Raw genomic sequence first — 23335 nt, 5'->3', positions numbered from 1 at the left:
TGCTAGGGTGATTTTATAGGAGGGGTGCCATCTACTGGAAAAGTAAGATAATACTCTTCGAAAATCAAATTCAAACCACGTCAGCTTCACCTTGCCGTACTCAAGTACAGCCTGCGGCTAGCTTCCTAGTTTGCTCTTTGATTTTCATTGAGTATAAAACGCAACAAATGATAAGTTATTCTTTATGTGAAGAGTTCTTATCTGCCGATTTACTAATCGTTATGGAGGTAACATTATGGGCGCTATTATGGAATTTGCGACAGAAAAACAGATTGCATCATTTCTATCAACTTGTCACATTGAAGGGCAAAAGAATTTTCTGATGGCCTTCAAGAAAAAGACATTGTTGAAATCCTTTTTTGATTTCTTCGTTGTAGGAGGAAGTTACTATGTTCAGTCAAGCGTGAAGCCTAAGATTCTGGCATTCACACCTAAGGGAATCTACTTGATGGACATCAGTGATATAACTGAGAATCGTTCTAATCACGTCGTAGAGATGCCTTGGAATCAGGTTAAAGATTTTACTTATAAGCCAGTCTTGAATGCAGTTAGGCTGAATTGGAATTATCAAAATGAAGCCTATATTTTTTCCGTGGATGTCGGTCAGGTTAGTCAGCATGTGGGCCAGTATCAATTTAACAAAGAGCATTATGACTATTTAGCCCAACAGGATTTCTTTCAGTCTAAGTAAGCCCTAACAAGGATTTTCACAAAAGAATCTGGAGTGTTTTCTGGATTCTTTTTTAGCTTTACTCGATAAGTGTATAGTTTGAAACTATAACTAGCTCTTGAAAAGAAGAAAATGAGTTGATGAAAATAAGTGGTACAATAGTTACTATAGATTTGGAGGTATTGTATGAGCAAGGAATTACACATCAACACAATTTTGGCTCAGGCGGGTATCAAGTCAGACGAAGCAACAGGAGCCTTGGTAACACCGCTTCATTTTTCAACGACTTATCAGCATCCAGAGTTTGGTCAGTCTACTGGCTTTGACTATACGCGTACCAAAAACCCAACTCGTAGTAAGGCGGAGGAAGTCTTGGGGGCTATTGAGTCAGCAGACTATGCCCTAGCGACTAGTTCAGGGATGTCAGCAATTGTATTGGCTTTTAGCGTTTTTCCAGTAGGAAGTAAGATTTTAGCAGTGCGTGACCTTTATGGAGGTTCTTTCCGCTGGTTCAACCAAGTGGAACAGGAAGGCCGTTTCCATTTTACCTATGCCAATACAGAAGAAGAGTTGATTGCTGAGTTAGAAAAGGACGTGGATGTTCTCTATATCGAAACACCAACCAATCCCTTGATGTTGGAATTTGATATTGAAAAACTAGCAAAATTGGCTCATGCTAAGGGTGCCAAAGTGGTTGTGGACAATACCTTCTACAGTCCTATCTATCAACGTCCGATTGAAGATGGTGCGGATATTGTTCTCCATTCAGCGACTAAGTATCTGGCAGGGCACAATGATGTCTTGGCTGGAGTGGTTGTGACCAATAGTTTAGAACTATACGAGAAGCTTTTCTACAATCTCAATACGACAGGGGCAGTCTTGTCTCCGTTTGATAGTTATCAATTGATTCGTGGTCTCAAGACTCTGTCTCTTCGTATGGAGCGCTCAACAGCTAACGCCCAAGAAGTGGTTGCCTTTTTGAAGGATTCTCCAGCAGTTAAGGAAGTTCTCTACACTGGTCGTGGAGGCATGATTTCCTTTAAAGTAGCGGATGAAACACGCATTCCTCATATCTTGAACAGCCTTAAGGTCTTCTCTTTTGCGGAAAGTTTAGGTGGGGTGGAAAGTCTTATTACTTATCCAATAACGCAAACCCATGCCGATATTCCAGCAGAAGTCCGCCATTCTTATGGTTTGACAGATGACCTCTTGCGCTTGTCAATTGGGATTGAGGATGCTAGAGATTTGATTGCAGATTTGCGCCAAGCCTTGGAAGGATAAGTCAAAGATGGGAAAATATGATTTTACAAGCCTGCCCAATCGTTTAGGGCACCATACCTATAAATGGAAAGAAGCGGAAACGGATAGTGAAGTCCTACCAGCTTGGATAGCGGATATGGACTTTGTGGTTTTGCCTGAAATCCGCCAAGCCGTGCAGACTTACGCAGACCAACTGGTTTATGGCTATACTTATGCCAGTGAAGAATTAATTAAGGAAGTTCAAAAGTGGGAAGCCTCACAACACGGTTATCACTTTGACAAAGAGGCCCTTGTCTTTATCGAGGGTGTGGTACCAGCCATCTCAACAGCTATTCAAGCCTTTACAAAAGAAGGCGAAGCGGTTCTGATTAACACACCAGTCTATCCACCTTTTGCACGCAGTGTCAAGTTGAATAACCGCAGATTGATTACCAATTCTTTGGTGGAAAAGGATGGTTTGTTTGAGATTGACTTTGACCAACTGGAGAAGGATTTGGTGAAAGAGAATGTTAAACTCTATATTCTCTGCAATCCTCACAATCCTGGTGGACGTGTTTGGGAAAAAGAAGTGTTGGAGAAGATTGGTCAACTCTGTCAAAAACACGGTGTTTTCTTGGTTTCGGATGAGATTCACCAAGATTTGGCCCTCTTTGGTCACAAGCATCATTCCTTCAATACTGTCAACCCTGACTTTAAAGAATTTGCTATCGTCTTGAGCAGTGCCACTAAAACCTTTAATATTGCTGGGACAAAAAATTCCTATGCAGTCATTGAAAATCCTAAGTTGCGAGTGGCTTACCAGAAACGCCAGTTGGCCAATAACCAGCATGAAATTTCAGGCTTGGGTTATTTGGCGACAGAAGCTGCCTATCGATACGGTAAAGATTGGTTAGAGGAACTCAAGCAAGTCTTTGAAGACCATATTAATTATGTGGTGGATCTATTTGGAAAAGAGACTAAAATCAAGGTCATGAAACCGCAAGGAACCTACTTGATTTGGCTTGATTTTTCAGCCTATGACCTGACTGATGAAAAATTACAAGAGCTTTTGAGAAATGAAGCCAAGGTTATCCTCAATCCTGGTTTGGATTATGGGGATGAAGGGAGTCTCCATGCCCGTCTCAATGTAGCTATGCCTAAATCTCTGCTGCAAGAAGTGTGTCAGCGAATTGTGACGACTTTTGCTAAACTTTAAAAATCCAGCCTTCTAGGAGAAAAGTCATCCTAGAAGGCTATTTTCATAGGGGAAAATATGGTATAATAAAAAGATAAGGTAAAGGTAAAAATATGGCTAAATTGATTCCGGGGAAAGTCCGTATCGAAGGCGTTGCCCTTTATGAAACTGGTAAGGTTGACATCATCAAGGAAAAGAATAATCGGCTCTACGCTCGCGTTGCAGAAGAAGAACTGCGCTATAGTTTAGAGGATGATTTGGTTTTTTGTGCCTGCGATTTTTTCCAAAAGAGGGGCTACTGTGTGCATTTGGCAGCTCTGGAGCATTTTCTGAAAAATGATGAGCGTGGTCAGGAAATCTTGCAAAGTCTGGAAGAAGGTCATGAAGAAAAAGAGGCCGTTGAAACCAAGGTGACCTTGGGCAGCAAATTTTTGGAACGAATCTTGTCTCCAAAATCAGACCGAGCCTATGAGTTGTCAGCTGTGGGTCAGGTGGAAGCAGGAAGCAATCATATCTTGTGGACTCTTAGAATCGGGCAAATCAATAGCCAAAAATACTACGTTATTCGGGATATTCCAATCTTTTTAAAAGTCGTCGAGAAGAGAAAACCTTATATGATTGGTAAAACTTATGAGGAGTCTCTATCTTGGGAAGCCTTTAATGAGGAAAGTCAAGAGCTTCTGACTTTCTTACGCGGACTAATGGAGGAAGGACTTAGTCCAGAGCTTTTTTTCCAAAACCAAGGTCGGCACCTCTTTTTTCCTCTGACCTTTTTTGAGCAGGGTGTGAATTTACTGATGGCCTTGCCCCATTTTCAATTTGACCATCAAGTGGATAGCTACCAAACTCTGCTTTTTCAGGATATGCATGCTGATGCCAATCTATTTGCCTTTACAGCAACAGAATACTCGGACTATTTTGAAATGGAAATCAGTGAGAGTCCAAGGGTCAATGTCTTTTATCAGGGAGCTGTGCTTTTCCATAAAGGACAGGTTTATTTTCTAACAGACCAGCAGATACGTCTTCTCAAGGAAATCAAAGCGTTGCCTTTGGATCAGCATGGAAAGAAATACTTGCAATTTGATAGCAGTGACCGCGATAAGTTAGCTTCTTGTTTAACTTTTTTTAGCCAGATGGGGATCGTTTCAGCTCCAGAACGTCTACAAATCAAAACTTTTGCACCCTCTTTTTACTTTGACAGGGAAGAGGATAATCGGATTCGTTTAGAAATTCAGTTTGATTATGGGGATAGGCAGGTCTCTAACCGACAAGAGTTAGAAGAATTACCATTTTCGAGTGATGCTGACTTAGAAGAAAGAATTTTCCAAGTCTGTTTGGCAGCTGGTTTTGAAGCAGATTTTCAATCTTGGCGTCAAGCCCTAAAAGCGGAGTCTGTCTATCATTTCTTCCATGAAATCATTCCAGTTTTTGAAAAACTCGGAAATGTTGATTTATCAGACAAGTTAGAAGAACTCTATAATCTAGCAAGCCCTCAAGTACAGATTGCTTCCAAGGGAGGTCTCTTGGAAATCCAGTTTGATTTTCAAGATATTGCCCAGGAGGAAATTGACCAAGCAATGCAGGCCTTGGTTGCCAATCAAGATTTTTACATTGATTCGTCTAATCAAGTCTACTTTTTCGATGAAAAAACCAAGAAAATTCGCCAAAATCTACAGGAACTGGGGCAGTTTGAATTAAAAGATGGTGCCTTGCAGACTCGAAAATCCTTGGCTTATAGTTTAGCTCATCTCTTTGAAGGGCGTGACCGTGTTTCTTTTTCACAAGAATTCCAGAATTTGGCCCACGATTTGACGCATCCAGAGGACTTTCCTTTGCAAGCAACTCAGGTTCAGGCTGACTTGCGAGATTATCAGGAAAAGGGAATTCGTTGGTTGCAAATGCTCCATTATTATGGTTTTGGTGGGATTTTAGCTGATGATATGGGACTTGGTAAAACCCTGCAGACCATTGCTTTTTTGACTGGTCAAGTGACAAAAGAAAGTCGGGTTTTGATTTTAGCTCCATCTGGTTTGATTTACAACTGGGCAGATGAGTTTCAGAAATTTGCCCCACAGTTGGATGTGGCTGTTGTTCATGGTTTGAAAGCTAGTCGTGAAGAGATTCTTGCCGAGTGCCATCAAATCTATGTGACGAGCTATGCCACCTTCCGTCAGGACAGTGGGCTTTATCAGGGGATGGCCTTTGACTTCCTTTTCTTAGATGAAGCTCAGGTCATGAAAAACGCCCAGACTAAGATTGCCCAGACCTTGAGACAATTTGTGGTGCCGTCAGTTTTTGCCTTGTCAGGAACTCCTATTGAAAACCATCTAGGTGAGTTGTGGTCTATTTTTCAAATCGTCATGCCAGGACTTTTGCCAAGTAAGAAAGAATTTATGAAATTACCAGCTGAGCGCGTTGCTCAGTTTATTAAGCCTTTCGTTATGAGGCGCAAGAAAGAAGAAGTGCTGACTGAATTGCCAGACTTGATTGAAGTGGTTTATAAAAATGAACTGGAAGTTCAGCAAAAGGCTATCTACCTAGCCCAGTTGCAACAGATGCGAGACCGTCTAGCTCAAGTTTCAGATCAGGAATTCCAGCGAAGTCGGGTGGAAATTTTATCTGGTTTGATGCGCTTGCGTCAAATCTGTGACACCCCTGCCCTCTTTATGGAGGATTATCAGGGAGCCAGTGGCAAACTGGATAGTCTCCGAGACCTGCTGGTACAGGTGGCAGACGGCGGACACCGTGTCTTGATTTTCTCGCAGTTCAAGGGAATGTTGGAGAAAATAGAACAAGAATTGCCAGACTTGGGCTTGACATCCTTTAAAATTACGGGTTCAACCCCAGCCAAGGAAAGACAAGACATGACCAAGGCCTTTAACCAAGGAGAAAGAGATGCCTTTCTGATTTCCCTCAAGGCTGGTGGTGTCGGTCTGAACTTAACAGGTGCTGATACGGTTATTTTGGTTGACCTTTGGTGGAATCCTGCGGTGGAAGCGCAAGCTATTGGCCGTGCCCATCGAATGGGTCAGGAAGAAACGGTTGAGGTTTATCGCTTGGTGACCAAGGGAACCATTGAAGAAAAAATTCAGGAACTCCAAGAACAGAAGAAACATCTGGTGTCACAAGTATTGGATGGCACAGAGTCACGTGGCAGTCTGACCTTAGCAGAAATTAGAGAAATTTTGGGAATTTCTGAAGCCAGCACTTGAAAAATCAAGACAATACGCTATAATGAAGTGTTGAAAGGAAATAGAAAATGAGAGAAGAACGATTTCCATTGGTGTCAGATGACGAGGTCATGCTGACTGAGATGCCGGTTATGGACCTCTATGATGAGTCTGACTTTATCAGTAATATCAAGGGAGAATACCGTGATAAGAATTATCTGGAGTGGGCCCCTATTACTGAAGAAAAACCAGCAAAACCGATTGAAAAACCAGTAGAGAAACCTAAGAAATCTGGTTTAGGAGTTAAAAAAGAAGGAAAGAGCTATGCGGAGGTGGCGCGTGAAGAAGCGCGTGCGGATTTGAAAAAGAAACGCTCAGCAAGTTATCTGACTAAGGATATTACTCCTACAAGACGCCATTCTCATCCAAGTCTAGTTAGGCAGGGCAATCAACCTACCGCGCCTTTCCAAAAGGAAAATCCTGGTGAATTTGTCAAATATAGTCAAAAATTGACCCAGTCTCATTACATCTTGGCGGAAGAAGTGAGCAATATTTCGACTCAATCTGAGCCAAAAGAAACTTCAGGTCCAAAGAAAAATAATTATGATTTTCTGAAGAAGAGCCAAATCTACAATAAAAAGAATCAACAAAAAGAACAAGAACGTCAGGTTGCCCAAGAGTTGAATCTGACCAGAATTACAGAATAGGGGAGAAAACATGCCAAAGACATATCATTTTATCGGAATTAAGGGATCAGGGATGAGTGCCTTGGCCTTGATGTTGCACCAAATGGGGCACAAGGTTCAAGGATCAGATGTTGAAAAATACTACTTTACTCAACGTGGTCTTGAGCAGGCAGGAATTACCATTCTTCCTTTTGATGAAAAGAATCTAGACGGTGATATGGAAATTATCGCTGGAAATGCCTTTCGTCCAGATAACAATGTCGAAATTGCCTATGCGGACCAAAATGGCATTAGCTACAAACGTTACCATGAGTTCCTAGGTAGCTTTATGCGCGACTTTGTTAGCATGGGAGTTGCTGGAGCGCACGGAAAAACTTCAACGACAGGTATGTTGTCTCATGTCTTGTCTCATATCACAGATACTAGCTTCTTGATTGGAGACGGGACAGGTCGTGGTTCAGCCAATGCCAAATATTTTGTCTTTGAATCTGACGAATATGAGCGTCACTTCATGCCTTACCACCCAGAATACTCTATTATTACCAACATTGACTTTGACCATCCAGACTATTTCACAAGTCTAGAGGATGTTTTCAATGCCTTTAACGATTATGCTAAACAAATTACCAAAGGTTTGTTTATCTACGGAGAAGATGCTGAATTGCGTAAGATTACGTCTGATGCACTAATTTATTATTATGGTTTTGAAGCAGAAGGTAATGACTTTGTCGCTAGTGATCTTCTTCGTTCAACAACTGGTTCAACCTTCACAGTTCATTTCCGTGGACAAGACTTGGGGCAATTCCACATTCCAACCTTTGGTCGTCACAATATCATGAATGCGACAGCCGTTATTGGTCTTCTTTACACAGCAGGATTTGATTTGAACTTGGTGCGTGAACACTTGAAAACATTTGCCGGTGTTAAGCGTCGTTTCACTGAGAAAATTGTTAATGATACAGTTATTATCGATGACTTTGCCCACCATCCAACAGAAATTATTGCGACCTTGGATGCGGCTCGTCAGAAATACCCAAGCAAGGAAATTGTAGCAGTCTTCCAACCGCATACCTTTACAAGAACCATTGCCTTGTTGGACGAATTTGCCCATGCTTTGAACCAAGCGGATGCAGTTTACCTAGCGCAAATTTATGGATCTGCTCGTGAAGTAGACCATGGTGATGTTAAGGTAGAAGACCTAGCCAAAAAAATCAACAAAAAACATCAAGTGATCACTGTTGAAAATGTTTCTCCACTCCTTGACCATGACAATGCTGTCTATGTCTTTATGGGAGCAGGAGATATCCAAACCTATGAATATTCATTTGAGCGTCTCTTGTCTAACTTGACAAGCAATGTTCAATAGGATTTTCCCATGGAAATTCCAATTAAGATTATTCAGGCAAGTAAGTCTGATTTGGCTGAGATAGAGACACTTCAGGCCACATCTTTTCCAGCTGAAAAGCACCTTACTTCCCATATTTTAGAAGAAAGTATCCGTAAGTCTGCGGATACCTTTCTTCTAGCTAGGGATGAAAATCAGCTTCTAGGCTATGTTCTAGGTGGTCCTTACCCACACAATCCGAAATGTCTAGAAATACATTCTTTAGTCATCGAGGCTGACCATCAGAGACAGGGCTTGGGAACGCTTCTTCTTGCGGCTTTGAAAGATGTAGCAGTTGAGCTGGATTACAAAGCTATTCGTTTGAAGAGTCCGGATGAGTTGCTTTCCTATTTTGAAATGAACGGTTTTATTGATGAAGAAGAGACAGATTCGCTTTATGCAGCTAGTCAAGGTTTTAGTATGATTTGGTTTAATCTCTTTTTTTAGGAGGCAAAATGGAAATTAGGAAAGCAAGATTAGAAGATTTAGATCGGATTGTTGAGATTGAACTAGAAAATTTCTCGATTGAAGAAGCCATTCCTCGCTCTGTTTTCGAGGCGCATTTGCGAGAAATTCAGACCTCGTTTCTGGTTGCAGAAAAAGAGGGTAAGATTATTGGTTATATAGAGGGACCGGTTGGCCCCCACCGCTATCTGCAAGACCAATCCTTTACAGAAGAGATAGAAGATTATAGTCATGAGCCTGGTGGCTATATCTCTGTGACCTGTCTTTCTATTGCCAAGGAGGCACAGGGACTAGGACTAGGTCAGAAATTGCTAACAGCTTTGAAAGAACTAGCTCTTGAACACGAAAGAGAAGGCATTAACCTAACCTGTCATGACTATCTCATTACTTACTACGAAAAACATGGATTTGTCAATGAAGGCCAGTCCCAGTCAACCTTTGCAGGGGAAACATGGTATGATATGGTCTGGGAAGCTAAAAAATCAGCTAGAAAAGCATGCTAGGTTGCTTTTCTTTCGTTTTTAAGATATAATATTATGGATTGTCAACGAGGAGGATAAACTTTTGAGTGAAAAGTCAAGAGAAGATGAAAAATTAAGCTTTAAAGAGCAGATTTTACGTGATTTAGAAAAAGTAAAACGTTATGAAGGGATTCGCCAAGAGACCACTGAACTTGCAGAGAAAAAAGAAGCTCTATTTGTCCCTGAAACAAAACTCGCAGATGAAGATGTTATGGTTGCATCCCTATCAGCTGTTGAAAAAATTATGGAGAATGCACCACGTGTTCCAAAACATCCTAGTGAGGATATGCCTGCATCACCGGCAGATGAATCGAGAGTAGAAGCTCCGATTACTCCTCGTCACCCTAGTCAAGATGTTCCAGCTTCACCAGTTGAGGCAAGTCCATCAAGACCGGTTCCAGGACCAGATGTCAATCGTCCACAAAAGGTCGAAAGAGATGTGAACACAACTCCAACAAGAGTAGCTGTTTCTTATAAGACAGAAGCTAAAAAAGAGCCTCAGAAAGAAGTAACAAAACAAGAACCAGTTATGGAAACGGAAGCTGTTGAAGTCATTTCTGAAACTCCGAGTCGTAGTCGTCGTGAGACTGTTAAACCTGTCAAGAAGAAAAAATCACATTTGAAGGCTTTCTTCATTTCTCTACTGATTTTCCTTGCCTTGATTTCAGCAGGTGGTTACTTTGGTTACCAGTATGTTCAATCATCTTTATTACCAGTTGATGCAAATTCTAAGGAATATGTAACGGTTCAAATCCCAGAAGGATCCAATGTCCAAGAGATTGGATCAGCACTTGAACATTCTGGTGTGATCAAACACGGAGTGATTTTTGCTTTTTATGCTAAATATAAGAATTATTCAGATTTGAAGGCTGGATATTACAATTTGCAAAAGAGCATGAGTACAGAGGATATCATTAAGGAACTCCAAAAAGGTGGTACTCCTGAACCTCAAGAACCTTCACTTGCAGATTTGACCATTCCAGAAGGATATACCATTGATCAAATTGCCCAAGCTGTAGGCCAATTACAAGGTGAATTTAAAGAACCTTTGACAGCGGAAGCTTTCTTGGCTAAAGTGCAAGATGACAACTTTATCAGTCAAGAAGTTGCTAAATATCCAAACCTACTCGAAAGCTTGCCAACGAAAGAAAGTGGAGCTCGTTACCGTTTGGAAGGTTATCTTTTCCCAGCGACCTACTCTATCAAGGAAAGCACGACTATTGAAAGTTTGATTGATGAGATGCTGGCAGCTATGGATAAGACCTTGACTCCGCACTATAGTGCAATCAAGTCTAAAAACTTGACAGTCAATGAATTGCTAACAATTGCTTCACTTGTTGAAAAAGAAGGTGCTAAGACTGAAGACCGTAAGTTGATTGCAGGTGTCTTCTACAACCGTTTGAATCTTGGTATGCCACTTCAAAGCAATATTGCAATCTTGTATGCTCAAGGCAAACTTGGCCAAAATATTAGCCTAGCAGATGATGCTGGAATTGATACATCGATTAATTCACCATACAATGTTTATACAAAACCTGGTTTGATGCCTGGTCCAGTGGATAGTCCAAGTCAGGACGCGATTGAGGCAAGTATTAACCAAACAAAGAGTGAGAACCTCTACTTTGTAGCCAATGTTACAGATGGTAAAGTCTATTACGCAGTGACACAGGAAGAACATGATCGTAATGTTGCTGAGCACGTCAATAGCAAACTTACTCAAAATAGTAGTTCAAACTAAGACTACAAAAATGAGAATCTCAGATAGAGATTCAATACTATCGAAAGAAAGTTGAGAAAAATGGCAGAAAAAACATATCCTATGACCCTAGCGGAAAAGGAAAAACTTGAAAAAGAATTAGAAGAATTGAAATTGGTCCGCCGACCAGAAGTGGTAGAACGCATTAAGATTGCCCGTTCATACGGTGACCTTTCTGAAAACAGTGAATATGAAGCAGCTAAGGATGAACAAGCCTTTGTCGAAGGACAAATCTCTAGCTTGGAAACAAAAATTCGCTATGCTGAAATCGTCAATAGCGACTCAGTTGCTCAAGACGAAGTAGCGATTGGTAAAACAGTCACTATCCAAGAAATTGGTGAGGACGAAGAAGAAGTTTATATTATCGTAGGTTCAGCGGGTGCGGATGCCTTTGCAGGTAAAGTTTCAAATGAAAGCCCAATTGGACAAGCCTTGATTGGCAAGAAAACAGGTGACACAGCAACTATTGAAACACCTGTTGGTAGCTATGATGTAAAAATTTTGAAGGTTGAAAAAACAGCCTAAAAACAAAAAAGGAGTGGGGGGGCAATGCGCTTCACTCACTCCTTTTTCCATTTTAAATTGAATTGGAGACGATATGAGTTCAAAGAAGAAAAAAAATAAGATGGAACGTGGTCTGACCAATCGTCACGTGCAGGTTATGGCCATTGCGGGAACAATTGGAACAGGACTCTTTTTGGGAGCGGGTCGATCTATCAGCCTAACAGGTCCTTCTATTGTACTAATTTATATGATTACGGGGGCCTTCATGTTCCTCATGATGCGTGCGGTTGGGGAAATGCTCTACCAAGATCCTGAGCAACATACCTTTATCAACTTTATCACGCGTCATTTAGGTAAGGGCTGGGGTTATTTCTCAGTTTGGTCTTACTGGTTATCCGTTGTCTTTATCGGTATGGCGGAAATCACTGCGATCTCTCACTATGTTCAGTTCTGGTTCCCTAGCTGGCCAAGTTGGATGATTGAGATTGGATTTTTGACCATTCTAGCCTTGGTCAATCTGATCGCGGTGAAGCTCTTTGGGGAAGTTGAGTTTTGGTTCGCTATGGTCAAGATTGTGGCTATTTTAGCCATGATTGCAACAGGAGTCTTTATGGTCTTGACAGGCTTTAAGACACCTCATGGAGTAGCAAGTTTGGCTAATATTGCCGACAATTTCTCCCTTTTCCCAAATGGTGGAGTGAACTTTGTCATGGCCTTCCAGATGGTTTTCTTTGCCTACCTCATGATTGAGTTTATCGGGGTAACGACTTCAGAAACAAAAAATCCACGCCAGGTCTTGCCAAAAGCCGTTAAGGAAATTCCTTTGCGTATCGCCTTTTTCTACGGTGGTGCCCTCTTAGCCATCATGGCTATCATTCCATGGCGTGAGCTTGCATCGGCTGATTCACCTTTTGTTACAGTATTTGAATTGGCAGGTATCAAGTGGGCAGCAGCCTTGATTAACTTCGTCGTTTTGACCTCAGCAGCATCTGCTCTTAACTCAACCCTTTATTCAACAGGGCGTCATTTATACCAGATTGCCCATGATTCGCCAAATCGCTTCCTAAAAGCAATTAAAGCAGATACTCTTTCTCGCCACAATGTACCACAAAATGCTATCATCGCTTCAGCAATCTTGATTGCCCTAGCAGCCTTTATCAATATCTTGCCAGGTGTTTCCGATGCCTTTGCCTTGATTACAGCATCATCATCAGGTGTCTATATCGCCATTTATATCTTGATTATGGTTGCTCACCTTAAATATCGCAAGTCACCAGACTTTATGGCGGATGGCTATCTCATGCCCTATTATCGTTTCCTAAATCCTTTAACCATGCTCTTCTTTGCCTTTGTCTTCGTAACCCTCTTTTTACAAGAGTCTACATTTGTCGGAGCAATTGGATCAGCTATCTGGATTATCGGTTTCGGGATTTACAGCCAGTGGAAATTTAGAAAATAGATTTGAAACTCATCAACTCAGGTTGGTGAGTTTTTGCTAGTTTGACAGTCTATTGAAATAAGACTATAATCAAGCTGTAACAGTATTTGAGGGAGGTTTAGATGTACTTTAGATTGGAAAATAAGGAATCCCATAAATCACAAGAAATAGGGAATCTGATTCGTGTTTATAACCGTTCAAAAAGAGAAGAGGCTGAAAGTGAGCCACTTAATCTTTATGTCGAAGATGAAAAGGGTAATCTCCTGGCAGGTTTGATAGCAGAGACTTTTGGAAATTGGCTAGAAATCGAGTATTTATTTGTAAAAGAGGAACTGAGAGGGCAAGGAGTCGGTTCAAGACTATTGCAGCAAGCAGAAACTGAAGCTAAGAATCGAAACTGTCGATTTGCTTTTGTCAATACTTACCAGTTTCAAGCTCCAGATTTTTATAAAAGGCATGGCTACAAGGAAGTCTTTACCTTACAAGACTATCCCTACATTGGGCAAAGATATTATTACCAAAAGAATCTGTAAGAAGAATATGAAAGCATAAATCAAAGAGGGGTTCTTGACATAAGTATGAAGGGGATTCTCGATAAATACCAGTGAAATCCTACAAATTGTGTCTTTCTAGACGATATTGAGGACAATACAATCGTAGCTGAGACATTAGATGTGAAATCCTACGATGCTGTATATGTTTTGAAAAAAATTGAATAAGCAGAAAACTCTCTATCATTTAGGTGGTAGAGATTTTTTGTTAATAAAATTTTACAAAATGACATTTATATATTGCATTAAGTTAGATATATGATATAATGTTGTTAAAAAGAGGCGCAACTTTTTAAAACTATAAGGAGGACGCAGGTGGCTAAAAATTTAAAATTAAAATTAGCTCGGGTAGAGCTTGATTTAACTCAGGGTCAACTAGCAGATGCTGTCGGGGTGACGCGCCAGACTATTGGTTTGATAGAGGCGGGAAAATACAATCCCAGTCTCTCGCTCTGCCAGTCCATTTGCAGATGTTTAGGGAAAACCCTAGACCAACTATTTTGGGAGGAAGAAGATGGTAAATAAATTCATTCATTATCAATTACTTGACGAAAGAGAAGAACAACTAATCAATAAAGCTGGGGCAGAATCCTTTTCCCTCTTTATTGTGCTTGTGCTTCTAAGCTATTTGGTGGCTGTATTGGCTCCATCTCTTTTTAATCCGAATTTTCTGGTCTATACTCTGATAGTAGGGATTTTCTTCTTTTTCAATCGTGCTCGTTATCTGGGAGTGACCTATTATAGCCGATTTCATTTTACGATTTTGGGTTGTTTTTTCCTAACCTTGGCGATTACGACTCTCTTGATGTTGCAGAATTATCAATTCAACATAGAAATTTATCAGCATAATCCTTTGAATGTTAAATACCTGTCTGCTTGGGTCATTACTTATGTCATTTACCTTCCTTGGGTCTTTATCGGCAATCTCGGTCTGAAGAGTTATGGTGAATGGGCCCAGAAAAAATTTGAGCAAGACATGGATGAATTGGAGAGTGGAGAATAGCTTGTTACTCTTTTCTCAATCCAGCTAAAATGTGATATAATAGTACTAATTTATTGGAATACATGGAAGTTTTTGAAAATTTTCATGTATTTCTAGCTAAGGAAGTAGGAAAAGTATGTATCCAGATGATAGTTTGACATTGCACACGGACTTGTACCAGATCAACATGATGCAGGTTTACTTTGACCAAGGGATTCACAATAAAAAGGCGGTCTTTGAGGTGTATTTCCGCCAACAGCCTTTTAAGAACGGCTATGCGGTTTTTGCTGGTTTGGAAAGAATTGTGAACTATCTTGAAGACTTGCGTTTTTCAGATAGTGATATTGCCTATTTGGAGTCGCTGGGCTATCATGGGGCATTCTTGGACTATCTTCGCAATTTCAAGTTGGAGTTGACCGTTCGTTCTGCCCAAGAAGGGGACCTGGTTTTTGCTAATGAACCGATTGTGCAGGTGGAAGGTCCTCTAGCCCAATGTCAGTTGGTCGAAACAGCTCTTTTGAACATCGTTAACTATCAGACCTTGGTCGCTACAAAGGCAGCTCGTATTCGTTCGGTCATTGAAGATGAGCCTTTGATGGAGTTTGGGACACGTCGGGCGCAAGAAATGGATGCGGCTATCTGGGGAACACGCGCAGCGGTGATTGGTGGTGCCAATGGAACTAGCAACGTGCGTGCTGGTAAACTTTTTGACATTCCTGTCTTGGGGACCCACGCCCATGCCTTGGTACAGGTTTATGGTAACGACTATGAGGCCTTCAAGGCTTACGCTGCAACCCACAAAAACTGTGTCTTTCTTGTGGATACCTATGACACCCTTCGTATTGGTGTGCCAGCTGCCATTCAGGTGGCGCGTGAGCTGGGTGATCAGATTAACTTTATGGGTGTGCGGATTGACTCTGGGGATATTGCCTACATTTCCAAGAAAGTTCGTCAGCAACTGGACGAGGCTGGATTTACAGAGGCTAAGATTTATGCTTCTAATGATTTGGACGAAAATACCATTCTCAACCTCAAGATGCAAAAGGCCAAGATTGATGTCTGGGGTGTGGGAACTAAGCTGATTACAGCCTATGACCAGCCAGCTCTTGGGGCAGTTTATAAGATTGTTGCCATCGAAGATGAAAATGGTCAGATGCGCAATACCATCAAGCTTTCTAATAATGCGGAAAAAGTGTCTACGCCAGGTAAGAAGCAGGTGTGGCGCATTACCAGTCGTGAAAAAGGCAAGTCAGAAGGCGACTACATAACCTATGATGGTGTTGATGTTGCTAGCATGACTGAAATCAAGATGTTCCATCCGACCTATACCTACATCAAGAAGACCGTTCGTAATTTTGATGCCGTTCCTCTCTTGGTGGATATCTTCAAAGATGGGAAATTGATTTACAGCTTGCCTAGTTTGACTGAGATTCAGGACTATGCTCGTAAGGAATTTGACAAGCTTTGGGATGAGTACAAGCGCGTGCTCAATCCACAGCATTATCCAGTGGATTTGGCGCGTGATGTATGGCAAGACAAGATGGACTTGATTGACAAGATGCGCAAGGAAGCTCTTGGTGAAGGAGAAGAAGAATGAGTTTGCAAGAAACGATTATCCAAGAACTGGGCGTGAAACCAGTGATTGATGCCCAGGAAGAAATCCGCCGTTCCATTGATTTCTTAAAAAGATACCTGAAAAAACATCCCTTCCTAAAAACCTTTGTACTAGGGATTTCTGGAGGACAAGATTCAACCTTAGCAGGACGATTGGCTCAACTGGCCATGGAAGAGCTGCGAGCAGAAACGGGAGATGACAGCTACAAATTTATCGCTGTCCGTCTGCCATACGGAGTGCAAGCTGATGAAGCAGATGCTCAAAAAGCCCTAGCCTTCATCCAGCCAGATGTCAGCTTGGTTGTGAATATCAAGGAATCAGCTGACGCCATGACGGCAGCAGTTGAAGCGACAGGAAGCCCTGTTTCAGACTTCAATAAGGGAAATATCAAGGCTCGTTGCCGTATGATTGCTCAGTATGCCCTTGCGGGTACCCATAGCGGAGCGGTCATTGGAACAGACCACGCCGCGGAAAATATCACAGGTTTCTTTACCAAGTTTGGTGACGGTGGTGCGGATATTCTCCCTCTTTATCGCCTCAATAAACGTCAAGGAAAACAACTTTTGAAGGAACTTGGTGCAAACCCAGCCCTTTATGAAAAAATCCCAACGGCAGACTTAGAAGAAGACAAGCCAGGTCTAGCTGACGAAGTAGCCCTCGGAGTCACTTATGAAGAGATTGACGACTACCTAGAAGGAAAAACAATCAGCCCAGAAGCCCAAGCAAGAATCGAAAACTGGTGGCACAAAGGCCAACACAAACGCCACCTACCAATCACCGTATTTGATGACTTTTGGGAGTAAAAAGGTCCGGGGGACCTTTTTAGCCCGAGCCTAGAAATAAGAAAACGAGGTAACATTATGAAAGCAATTGGTACGCAAATGATACAGACAGAACGTTTGATTTTGAGAAGATTTGTGGAGAGTGATGCGGAAGCCATGTTTCAAAATTGGGCTTCGTCTCCTGAGAATCTGACCTATGTCACCTGGGATCCTCATCCTGATGTTGAAGTGACTCGGAACTCGATTCGAAATTGGGTTTCATCCTATGCCAATCCCAACTATTACAAATGGGCCATTTGTCTCAAAGAAAACCCGGAGCAGGTAATAGGAGATATCAGCACCGTTGCAATAGATGAGAACGATTCTTCTTGTGAAATTGGCTATGTGCTAGGCAAGGTTTACTGGGGACATGGGTTTATGACAGAAGCCTTGAAAGCTGTCTTGGACTTCTGTTTTACTCAAGCAGGTTTTCAAAAAGTTAGAGCTCGATATGCCAGTCTCAATCCAGCTTCAGGTCGTGTCATGGAGAATGCTGGAATGTCCTATCTAAAGACTATTAGCAATGGTGTAGAGAGAAAAGGCTATCTTGCGGACCTTATTTATTATCAGATAAGTAGGGAAGACTAGTGAAATTTCTTTTCAGTTTCCATCAAAGTCAGACCTTGTCTGGCTTTTTTTGCAACATTTTTTACATAACCTGATTAAATTCCTATTTTTCCCTATCATTGCCCCTGTTTTTTCTGGAATTTTGGGGCTATAATAGTCCTATCAAATCAAAGAATGGAGGAAAGCAATGGATAATATAATCTTTTTTATCAGTGTTTTTCTTGCTGGAATTCTTTCCTTCTTTTCTCCTTGTATTTTACCCTTGTTGCCAGTCTATGCAGGGGTCTTGTTGGATGACAAAGATGGTGCTCAGGCTTCTAGTGGAAAATATTCAATCTCACTTGTTAGTCTATTGAGAACTTTGGACTTTATAGCAGGGGTATCCTTTGTTTTTATCTTACTAGGCTATGGAGCTGCTTTTTTAGGCAATTTGCTGAATGCTTCTTGGTTTCAGTATGTGACGGGTGCGGCTATCATTCTTTTGGGCTTGCACCAGATGGAAGTCTTACATTTGAAGGGACTCTACAAGGAAAGAAGGCTACAATTAAAGGGACAAGGGCAAAAGGGTAACGGCTATAGTCAGGCATTTTTACTGGGGTTAACCTTTAGTTTTGCTTGGACGCCATGTGTGGGGCCGGTTCTGGGGTCTGTTTTGGCCTTAGCGGCTTCAGGTGGCTCAGATGCTTGGCAGGGAGCTGGTCTCATGTTGGTTTACACGCTAGGTTTGGCGCTACCATTTTTGGTTTTAGCTCTCGCCTCCAGCTATGTTTTGAAACATTTCCGAAAACTTCATCCTTATCTCGGAACCCTCAAAAAAGTGGGTGGTTTCCTCATTATCGTGATGGGAATCTTGGTGCTTTTGGGAAATGCTTCCATTTTGACTACATTATTTGAATAGAGAGGAAGAAGAAATGAAAAAATGGCAAACATGTCTCCTTGGAGTAGGCTCAATCTGTTGTTTAGCAGCCTGTTCGACTAAAAATATGTCAGACGAATCTACTATGAAGGAGCAAACAAAAACAGAACAAGTCAGTTCACAAACTGCGACTAAAGGTCAGGCGGTTGCTGATTTCGAACTGACGGGAGTAGATGGCAAGACTTACCGTTTATCTGATTATAAGGGTAAGAAAGTCTATCTCAAATTCTGGGCTTCTTGGTGTTCCATCTGTCTAGCCAGTCTTCCAGATACGGATGAAATTGCTAAGGATGCTGGTGATGATTATGTTGTCTTGACAGTGGTCTCTCCTGGACACAAAGGAGAACAAGCAGAAGCGGACTTTAAGAATTGGTACAAGGGTTTGGATTATAAAAATTTCCCAGTTCTAATTGACCCATCAGGTAAACTTTTAGAAAGTTATGGTGTCCGTTCTTACCCAACTCAAGCCTTTATAGACAAGGAAGGAAAGCTGGTCAAAACGCAACCTGGTTTTATGGATAAGGATATGATTTTAAAAACATTAAAAGAAATGGGGTAGAGAAAGGCCATGAATGATAAAGTAAAATTGTTTGTCTTGGCAGGGATATTTTTCCTAGCCATAAGCGGTTTCTATTTTCTATTGATGCGAAATGCAGGGCAGACAGATAGCTCGCAAATTGAGAAAGCATCAGTTAGCCAAGGAGGAAAAACAGTGAAAAAAACAGAAGTGAGTAAAGATGCAGACTTGCACGAAATTTATCTAGCTGGGGGATGTTTCTGGGGAGTGGAGGAATATTTCTCACGCGTTCCCGGGGTGACAGATGCCGTTTCAGGCTATGCGAACGGTAGAGGGGAAACAACCAAGTACGAATTGATCAACCAAACAGGGCATGCAGAAACCGTCCATGTCACCTATGATGCTAATCAAATTTCCCTCAAGGAAATCCTGCTTCATTATTTCCGCATTATCAATCCAACCAGCAAAAATAAACAAGGAAATGATGTGGGAACCCAGTACCGTACTGGTGTTTATTACACAGATGACAAGGATTTAGAGGTAATTAACCAAGTCTTTGATGAGGTGGCTAAGAAATACGATCAACCTCTAGCAGTTGAAAAGGAGAACTTGAAGAATTTTGTAGTGGCTGAGGATTACCACCAAGACTATCTTAAGAAAAATCCAAATGGCTACTGCCATATCAATGTTAATCAGGCAGCCTACCCCGTCATCGATGCCAGCAAATATCCTAAGCCAAGTGATGAAGAATTGAAAAAGGCCTTGTCACCTGAGGAGTATGCAGTTACCCAGAAAAATCAAACGGAACGGGCTTTCTCAAACCGCTACTGGGATAAATTTGAATCTGGTATCTATGTGGATGTGGCAACTGGCGAACCCCTCTTTTCATCAAAGGACAAGTTTGAGTCTGGTTGTGGTTGGCCTAGTTTTACCCAACCCATCAGTCCAGATGTTGCCACCTACAAGGAAGATAAGTCTTACAATATGACACGCATGGAAGTACGGAGCCGAGTTGGAGATTCTCACCTTGGCCATGTCTTTACGGACGGACCACAGGACAAGGGTGGTTTGCGCTACTGTATTAATAGTCTTTCTATCCGCTTTATTCCCAAAGACCAAATGGAAGAAAAAGGCTACGCTTATTTACTAGATTATGTTGATTAAGAGGGCTTTCCTAAGCAGTTAGAGGAGAATTTTGCTATACTGATACTAGTAAGTGACAAAGGAGAGAAGCATGACCTACACAATCTTAATCGTAGAAGATGAATATCTGGTAAGACAAGGCTTGACCAAGCTGGTCAATGTAGCAGCCTACGATATGGAAATCATCGGTCAGGCTGAAAATGGAAGGCAGGCTTGGGAATTGGTCCAAAAGCAGGTGCCAGATATCATTTTAACCGATATCAACATGCCTCAGCTAAATGGCATCCAGTTAGCCAGTCTGGTACGAGAAACCTATCCTCAGGTTCATTTGGTCTTTTTAACAGGCTACGATGATTTTGATTATGCTTTGTCTGCTGTCAAACTCGGTGTGGATGACTACCTGCTTAAGCCCTTTTCTCGTCAGGATATTGAGGAAATGTTGGGGAAAATCAAGCAAAAGTTGGATAAGGAAGAGAAAGAAGAGCAGTTACAAGATTTATTGACCGATAAGTTTGAAGGAAATATAGCTCAGAAAATCCAGTCCCATCTGGCTGATAGCCAATTTAGTTTAAAGAGTTTGGCCAGTGACTTGGGCTTTAGTCCGACTTATCTGAGTTCTTTGATTAAGAAAGAGTTGGGCCTGCCTTTTCAGGATTATCTGGTGCGAGAGCGTGTCAAACAAGCCAAGCTCTTGCTTTTAACTACAGATCTGAAGATTTATGAGATCGCAGAGAAGGTTGGTTTTGAAGATATGAACTATTTTACCCAACGTTTTAAACAGATTGCAGGTGTGACACCTCGTCAGTTTAAGAAGGGAGAAGGTCGATGAAGCGTTCGTCTCTTCTAGTCAGAATGGTTATTTCCATCTTTCTGGTCTTTCTCATTCTCCTAGCTCTGGTCGGGACTTTCTACTATCAATCTAGTTCTTCAGCCATTGAGGCTACCATTGAAGGCAATAGCCAAACGACTATCAGCCAGACTAGCCACTTTATCCAGTCTTATATCAAAAAATTAGAAACCACCTCGACCAGTTTGACCCAGCAGACGGATGTCCTATCCTATGCTGAGAATCCCAGTCAAGACAAGGTCAAGGGAATTCGAGATCTGTTTTTGACCATCTTAAAGTCAGATCAGGACTTGAAAACTGTTGTGCTGGTGACTAAATCCGGTCAGGTCATTTCTACAGATGATAGTGTGCAAATGAAAACCTCCTCAGATATGATGGCTGAAGAATGGTATCAAAAGGCCATTCATCAGGGGGCTAAGCCAGTTTTGACACCAGCTCGTAAATCAGATAGTCAGTGGGTCATTTCTGTCACTCAAGAACTTGTTGATGCAAAGGGAGCTAATCTGGGCGTGCTTCGTTTGGATATTTCCTACGAAACACTGGAAGCCTATCTCAATCAACTTCAGTTGGGTCAGCAGGGCTTTGCCTTTATCATCAATGAAAACCATGAATTTGTTTACCATCCTCAACACACAGTTTATAGCTCAGCTAGTGAAATGGAGGCCATGAAACCCTATATTGAGACAGGGCAGGGCTATACTCCAGATCACAAATCCTACGTCAGTCAGGAAAGGATTGCTGGAACTGATTGGACGGTGCTTGGCGTGTCTTCGTTGGAGAAGTTAGATCAGGTTAGGAGTCAGCTCATGTGGACCTTGCTTGGAGCCAGTTTCACATCTCTTCTTGCCTGTCTCTGCTTGGTGTGGTTCAGTCTCAAACGCTGGATTGCCCCTTTGAAGGATTTGAGAGAAACCATGTTGGAAATTGCTTCTGGTGCTCAAAATCTTCGTGCCAAAGAAGCTGGTGCCTATGAACTAAGAGAAGTGACTCGTCAGTTTAATGCCATGTTGGATCAGATTGATCAGCTGATGGCAGATGTGCGCAAACAGGAAGAAACGACCCGTCAGTATGAACTTCAAGCCTTGTCGAGCCAGATTAACCCCCATTTCCTCTACAACACATTGGACACCATCATCTGGATGGCTGAATTTCAGGATAGTCAGAGAGTGGTGCAAGTGACCAAGTCCTTGGCTACCTACTTCCGCTTGGCGCTCAATCAGGGTAAAGATTTGCTCTCTCTTTCTGATGAAATCAACCATGTCCGCCAGTATCTCTTTATCCAGAAACAACGCTATGGGGATAAGCTGGAATATGAAATTGATGAAAATCCTGCCTTTGATAACCTAGTCTTGCCCAAGTTAGTGTTACAACCTCTGGTGGAAAATGCTCTTTACCATGGCATCAAGGAGAAGGAAGGTCAGGGACATATTAGAGTTTCTGTCCAGAAACAGGATAGAGGACTAGTCATCCGCATTGAAGATGATGGTGTTGGCTTTCAAAATGCTGGCTATAGTAGTCAAAGTCAGCTCAAACGTGGGGGAGTTGGTCTTCAAAATGTTGACCAAAGGCTCAAACTTTATTTTGGAGAACATTACCAAATGAAGATTGATTCTACTCTCTCAAAAGGTACGACAGTTGAAATATACATAAATAGAATAGAAACTAGCTAACTCCCAGTTCATTCTGGGAGTTTTATGCGTAATTGGGCAAGCTTTCTAGGTTGTCTATCTTGCTAAAAATAAGAAAAAACGATATGATAGATAGTGACAAAAGAGGTATCAAGTATGAAGGAAAAAGACATTCAAAGAGAAACAAGCCAGATTGTAGAAGATGTATTGGAAAAGGCCAATTTGAAGCAAGGATCTATCTTTGTTTTGGGCCTTTCTTCTAGTGAAGTGATAGGTGGTCAGATTGGCAAGGAATCCAGTCAAGAAATTGGCGAAATCATTGTGAAGACCATCCTAGATATCCTAGAAGAAAATGGAATTCATCTAGCCGTTCAAGGTTGTGAACATGTCAATCGGGCCCTCGTTGTTGAACGTCAGGTGGCAGAGCAGTTTGGCCTGGAAATCGTCAGTGTCCTTCCAACTCTCCATGCAGGAGGTTCAGGTCAGTTGGCAGCCTTCAAGTTTATGCAAGATCCAGTTGAGGTTGAATTTATCAAGGCTCATGCTGGATTGGATATCGGAGACACTGCAATTGGTATGCATGTCAAGCATGTTCAGGTTCCGATTCGCCCTCTTTTGAGAGAAATTGGGCATGCTCATGTAACGGCTCTTGCTAGCCGTCCAAAATTAATTGGAGGTGCGCGTGCGCATTATCCACAAGATTCTATCAGAAAGTCGTGA

General features: G+C 41.8%; 23 protein-coding genes. All 23 read left to right on the top strand.

What is annotated here, in order from left to right:
• The first annotated feature begins 235 nt into the window (after window positions 1-235).
• The gene (locus D8836_RS07735; RefSeq protein WP_125393633.1) at window positions 236-691 is read left to right on the top strand and encodes a hypothetical protein; all 456 of its coding nucleotides are present in this window, start codon (window positions 236-238) and stop codon (window positions 689-691) included.
• 165 nt (window positions 692-856) lie between these two features.
• Window positions 857-1951, top strand: coding sequence for a cystathionine gamma-synthase (locus tag D8836_RS07725; RefSeq protein ID WP_125393631.1), 1095 nt, complete (start codon window positions 857-859; stop codon window positions 1949-1951).
• 7 nt (window positions 1952-1958) lie between these two features.
• Window positions 1959-3125 (top strand): MalY/PatB family protein, encoded by a 1167-nt coding sequence (locus D8836_RS07720; protein ID WP_125393630.1) that lies wholly within the window; start codon window positions 1959-1961, stop codon window positions 3123-3125.
• A 92-nt stretch (window positions 3126-3217) separates the two neighbouring features.
• Complete coding sequence (locus tag D8836_RS07715) at window positions 3218-6316, top strand: pilus expression-regulating Snf2 family helicase (protein WP_125393629.1); 3099 nt, start codon at window positions 3218-3220, stop codon at window positions 6314-6316.
• Window positions 6317-6363: 47 nt separating this feature from the next.
• A complete protein-coding gene (locus D8836_RS07710) occupies window positions 6364-6981 on the top strand; it encodes a divisome accessory protein ZapJ (RefSeq protein WP_045612040.1) in 618 nt (205 codons plus the stop codon).
• Window positions 6982-6991: 10 nt separating this feature from the next.
• Complete coding sequence (murC, locus tag D8836_RS07705) at window positions 6992-8326, top strand: UDP-N-acetylmuramate--L-alanine ligase (RefSeq protein ID WP_125393628.1); 1335 nt, start codon at window positions 6992-6994, stop codon at window positions 8324-8326.
• Window positions 8327-8335: 9 nt separating this feature from the next.
• Window positions 8336-8791, top strand: coding sequence for a GNAT family N-acetyltransferase (locus tag D8836_RS07700; protein ID WP_084926697.1), 456 nt, complete (start codon window positions 8336-8338; stop codon window positions 8789-8791).
• Between the two features lie 8 nt (window positions 8792-8799).
• The gene (locus tag D8836_RS07695) at window positions 8800-9312 is read left to right on the top strand and encodes a GNAT family N-acetyltransferase (protein ID WP_125393627.1); all 513 of its coding nucleotides are present in this window, start codon (window positions 8800-8802) and stop codon (window positions 9310-9312) included.
• A gap of 61 nt (window positions 9313-9373) precedes the next feature.
• Window positions 9374-11068, top strand: coding sequence for an endolytic transglycosylase MltG (mltG, locus tag D8836_RS07690; RefSeq protein WP_125393626.1), 1695 nt, complete (start codon window positions 9374-9376; stop codon window positions 11066-11068).
• A 60-nt stretch (window positions 11069-11128) separates the two neighbouring features.
• Window positions 11129-11611: a transcription elongation factor GreA gene (gene greA, locus D8836_RS07685; protein WP_000818750.1), complete on the top strand. Its 483-nt coding sequence runs from the start codon at window positions 11129-11131 to the stop codon at window positions 11609-11611.
• 73 nt (window positions 11612-11684) lie between these two features.
• Window positions 11685-13049 carry an amino acid permease gene (locus D8836_RS07680; protein WP_185761618.1) on the top strand — a complete coding sequence of 455 codons (1365 nt, stop codon included), beginning with the start codon at window positions 11685-11687 and terminating at the stop codon, window positions 13047-13049.
• A gap of 101 nt (window positions 13050-13150) precedes the next feature.
• Window positions 13151-13561 carry a GNAT family N-acetyltransferase gene (locus tag D8836_RS07675; RefSeq protein WP_125393625.1) on the top strand — a complete coding sequence of 137 codons (411 nt, stop codon included), beginning with the start codon at window positions 13151-13153 and terminating at the stop codon, window positions 13559-13561.
• A gap of 333 nt (window positions 13562-13894) precedes the next feature.
• Entirely contained in the window at window positions 13895-14104 is a 210-nt protein-coding gene (locus tag D8836_RS07665) for a helix-turn-helix transcriptional regulator (protein ID WP_020902217.1), read from the top strand.
• Window positions 14094-14582 carry a DUF6773 family protein gene (locus tag D8836_RS07660; protein WP_125393624.1) on the top strand — a complete coding sequence of 163 codons (489 nt, stop codon included), beginning with the start codon at window positions 14094-14096 and terminating at the stop codon, window positions 14580-14582. Before D8836_RS07665 ends, D8836_RS07660 begins: the two co-directional genes overlap by 11 nt.
• A 115-nt stretch (window positions 14583-14697) precedes the next feature.
• Window positions 14698-16158: a nicotinate phosphoribosyltransferase gene (locus D8836_RS07655; RefSeq protein ID WP_125393623.1), complete on the top strand. Its 1461-nt coding sequence runs from the start codon at window positions 14698-14700 to the stop codon at window positions 16156-16158.
• Window positions 16155-16979 (top strand): ammonia-dependent NAD(+) synthetase, encoded by an 825-nt coding sequence (nadE, locus tag D8836_RS07650; RefSeq protein ID WP_125393622.1) that lies wholly within the window; start codon window positions 16155-16157, stop codon window positions 16977-16979. Before D8836_RS07655 ends, nadE begins: the two co-directional genes overlap by 4 nt.
• Before the next feature lie 57 nt (window positions 16980-17036).
• Window positions 17037-17585 (top strand): GNAT family N-acetyltransferase, encoded by a 549-nt coding sequence (locus D8836_RS07645; protein WP_125393621.1) that lies wholly within the window; start codon window positions 17037-17039, stop codon window positions 17583-17585.
• Between the two features lie 166 nt (window positions 17586-17751).
• Window positions 17752-18462 carry a thiol-disulfide oxidoreductase-associated membrane protein CcdA2 gene (gene ccdA2, locus D8836_RS07640; RefSeq protein WP_125393620.1) on the top strand — a complete coding sequence of 237 codons (711 nt, stop codon included), beginning with the start codon at window positions 17752-17754 and terminating at the stop codon, window positions 18460-18462.
• A 13-nt stretch (window positions 18463-18475) separates the two neighbouring features.
• Entirely contained in the window at window positions 18476-19039 is a 564-nt protein-coding gene (locus tag D8836_RS07635; protein ID WP_125386443.1) for a redoxin family protein, read from the top strand.
• Between the two features lie 9 nt (window positions 19040-19048).
• Window positions 19049-20161 carry a peptide-methionine (R)-S-oxide reductase MsrB gene (gene msrB, locus D8836_RS07630; RefSeq protein WP_125393619.1) on the top strand — a complete coding sequence of 371 codons (1113 nt, stop codon included), beginning with the start codon at window positions 19049-19051 and terminating at the stop codon, window positions 20159-20161.
• Between the two features lie 70 nt (window positions 20162-20231).
• On the top strand, window positions 20232-20969 hold the full coding sequence (locus D8836_RS07625) for a response regulator transcription factor (protein ID WP_125393618.1): 738 nt from the start codon (window positions 20232-20234) through the stop codon (window positions 20967-20969).
• Window positions 20966-22657: a cache domain-containing sensor histidine kinase gene (locus tag D8836_RS07620; protein WP_125393617.1), complete on the top strand. Its 1692-nt coding sequence runs from the start codon at window positions 20966-20968 to the stop codon at window positions 22655-22657. Before D8836_RS07625 ends, D8836_RS07620 begins: the two co-directional genes overlap by 4 nt.
• Before the next feature lie 114 nt (window positions 22658-22771).
• On the top strand, window positions 22772-23335 hold the full coding sequence (locus tag D8836_RS07615) for a TIGR01440 family protein (protein ID WP_185761617.1): 564 nt from the start codon (window positions 22772-22774) through the stop codon (window positions 23333-23335).

The sequence above is a fragment of the Streptococcus mitis genome, assembly GCF_003942995.1.
GTDB lineage: Bacteria > Bacillota > Bacilli > Lactobacillales > Streptococcaceae > Streptococcus > Streptococcus mitis_CV.
The sequence above is the reverse complement of the archived record's forward strand: the minus strand, read 5'-3'. Positions and strand labels throughout refer to the sequence as shown.

Coding starts and splice junctions, on each gene's coding strand:
- D8836_RS07735 (WP_125393633.1), top strand. CDS start 236: ATGGGCGCTATTATGGAATTTGCGACAGAAAAACAGATTGCATCATTT.
- D8836_RS07725 (WP_125393631.1), top strand. CDS start 857: ATGAGCAAGGAATTACACATCAACACAATTTTGGCTCAGGCGGGTATC.
- D8836_RS07720 (WP_125393630.1), top strand. CDS start 1,959: ATGGGAAAATATGATTTTACAAGCCTGCCCAATCGTTTAGGGCACCAT.
- D8836_RS07715 (WP_125393629.1), top strand. CDS start 3,218: ATGGCTAAATTGATTCCGGGGAAAGTCCGTATCGAAGGCGTTGCCCTT.
- D8836_RS07710 (WP_045612040.1), top strand. CDS start 6,364: ATGAGAGAAGAACGATTTCCATTGGTGTCAGATGACGAGGTCATGCTG.
- murC (WP_125393628.1), top strand. CDS start 6,992: ATGCCAAAGACATATCATTTTATCGGAATTAAGGGATCAGGGATGAGT.
- D8836_RS07700 (WP_084926697.1), top strand. CDS start 8,336: ATGGAAATTCCAATTAAGATTATTCAGGCAAGTAAGTCTGATTTGGCT.
- D8836_RS07695 (WP_125393627.1), top strand. CDS start 8,800: ATGGAAATTAGGAAAGCAAGATTAGAAGATTTAGATCGGATTGTTGAG.
- greA (WP_000818750.1), top strand. CDS start 11,129: ATGGCAGAAAAAACATATCCTATGACCCTAGCGGAAAAGGAAAAACTT.
- D8836_RS07680 (WP_185761618.1), top strand. CDS start 11,685: ATGAGTTCAAAGAAGAAAAAAAATAAGATGGAACGTGGTCTGACCAAT.
- D8836_RS07675 (WP_125393625.1), top strand. CDS start 13,151: ATGTACTTTAGATTGGAAAATAAGGAATCCCATAAATCACAAGAAATA.
- D8836_RS07660 (WP_125393624.1), top strand. CDS start 14,094: ATGGTAAATAAATTCATTCATTATCAATTACTTGACGAAAGAGAAGAA.
- D8836_RS07655 (WP_125393623.1), top strand. CDS start 14,698: ATGTATCCAGATGATAGTTTGACATTGCACACGGACTTGTACCAGATC.
- nadE (WP_125393622.1), top strand. CDS start 16,155: ATGAGTTTGCAAGAAACGATTATCCAAGAACTGGGCGTGAAACCAGTG.
- D8836_RS07645 (WP_125393621.1), top strand. CDS start 17,037: ATGAAAGCAATTGGTACGCAAATGATACAGACAGAACGTTTGATTTTG.
- ccdA2 (WP_125393620.1), top strand. CDS start 17,752: ATGGATAATATAATCTTTTTTATCAGTGTTTTTCTTGCTGGAATTCTT.
- D8836_RS07635 (WP_125386443.1), top strand. CDS start 18,476: ATGAAAAAATGGCAAACATGTCTCCTTGGAGTAGGCTCAATCTGTTGT.
- msrB (WP_125393619.1), top strand. CDS start 19,049: ATGAATGATAAAGTAAAATTGTTTGTCTTGGCAGGGATATTTTTCCTA.
- D8836_RS07625 (WP_125393618.1), top strand. CDS start 20,232: ATGACCTACACAATCTTAATCGTAGAAGATGAATATCTGGTAAGACAA.
- D8836_RS07620 (WP_125393617.1), top strand. CDS start 20,966: ATGAAGCGTTCGTCTCTTCTAGTCAGAATGGTTATTTCCATCTTTCTG.
- D8836_RS07615 (WP_185761617.1), top strand. CDS start 22,772: ATGAAGGAAAAAGACATTCAAAGAGAAACAAGCCAGATTGTAGAAGAT.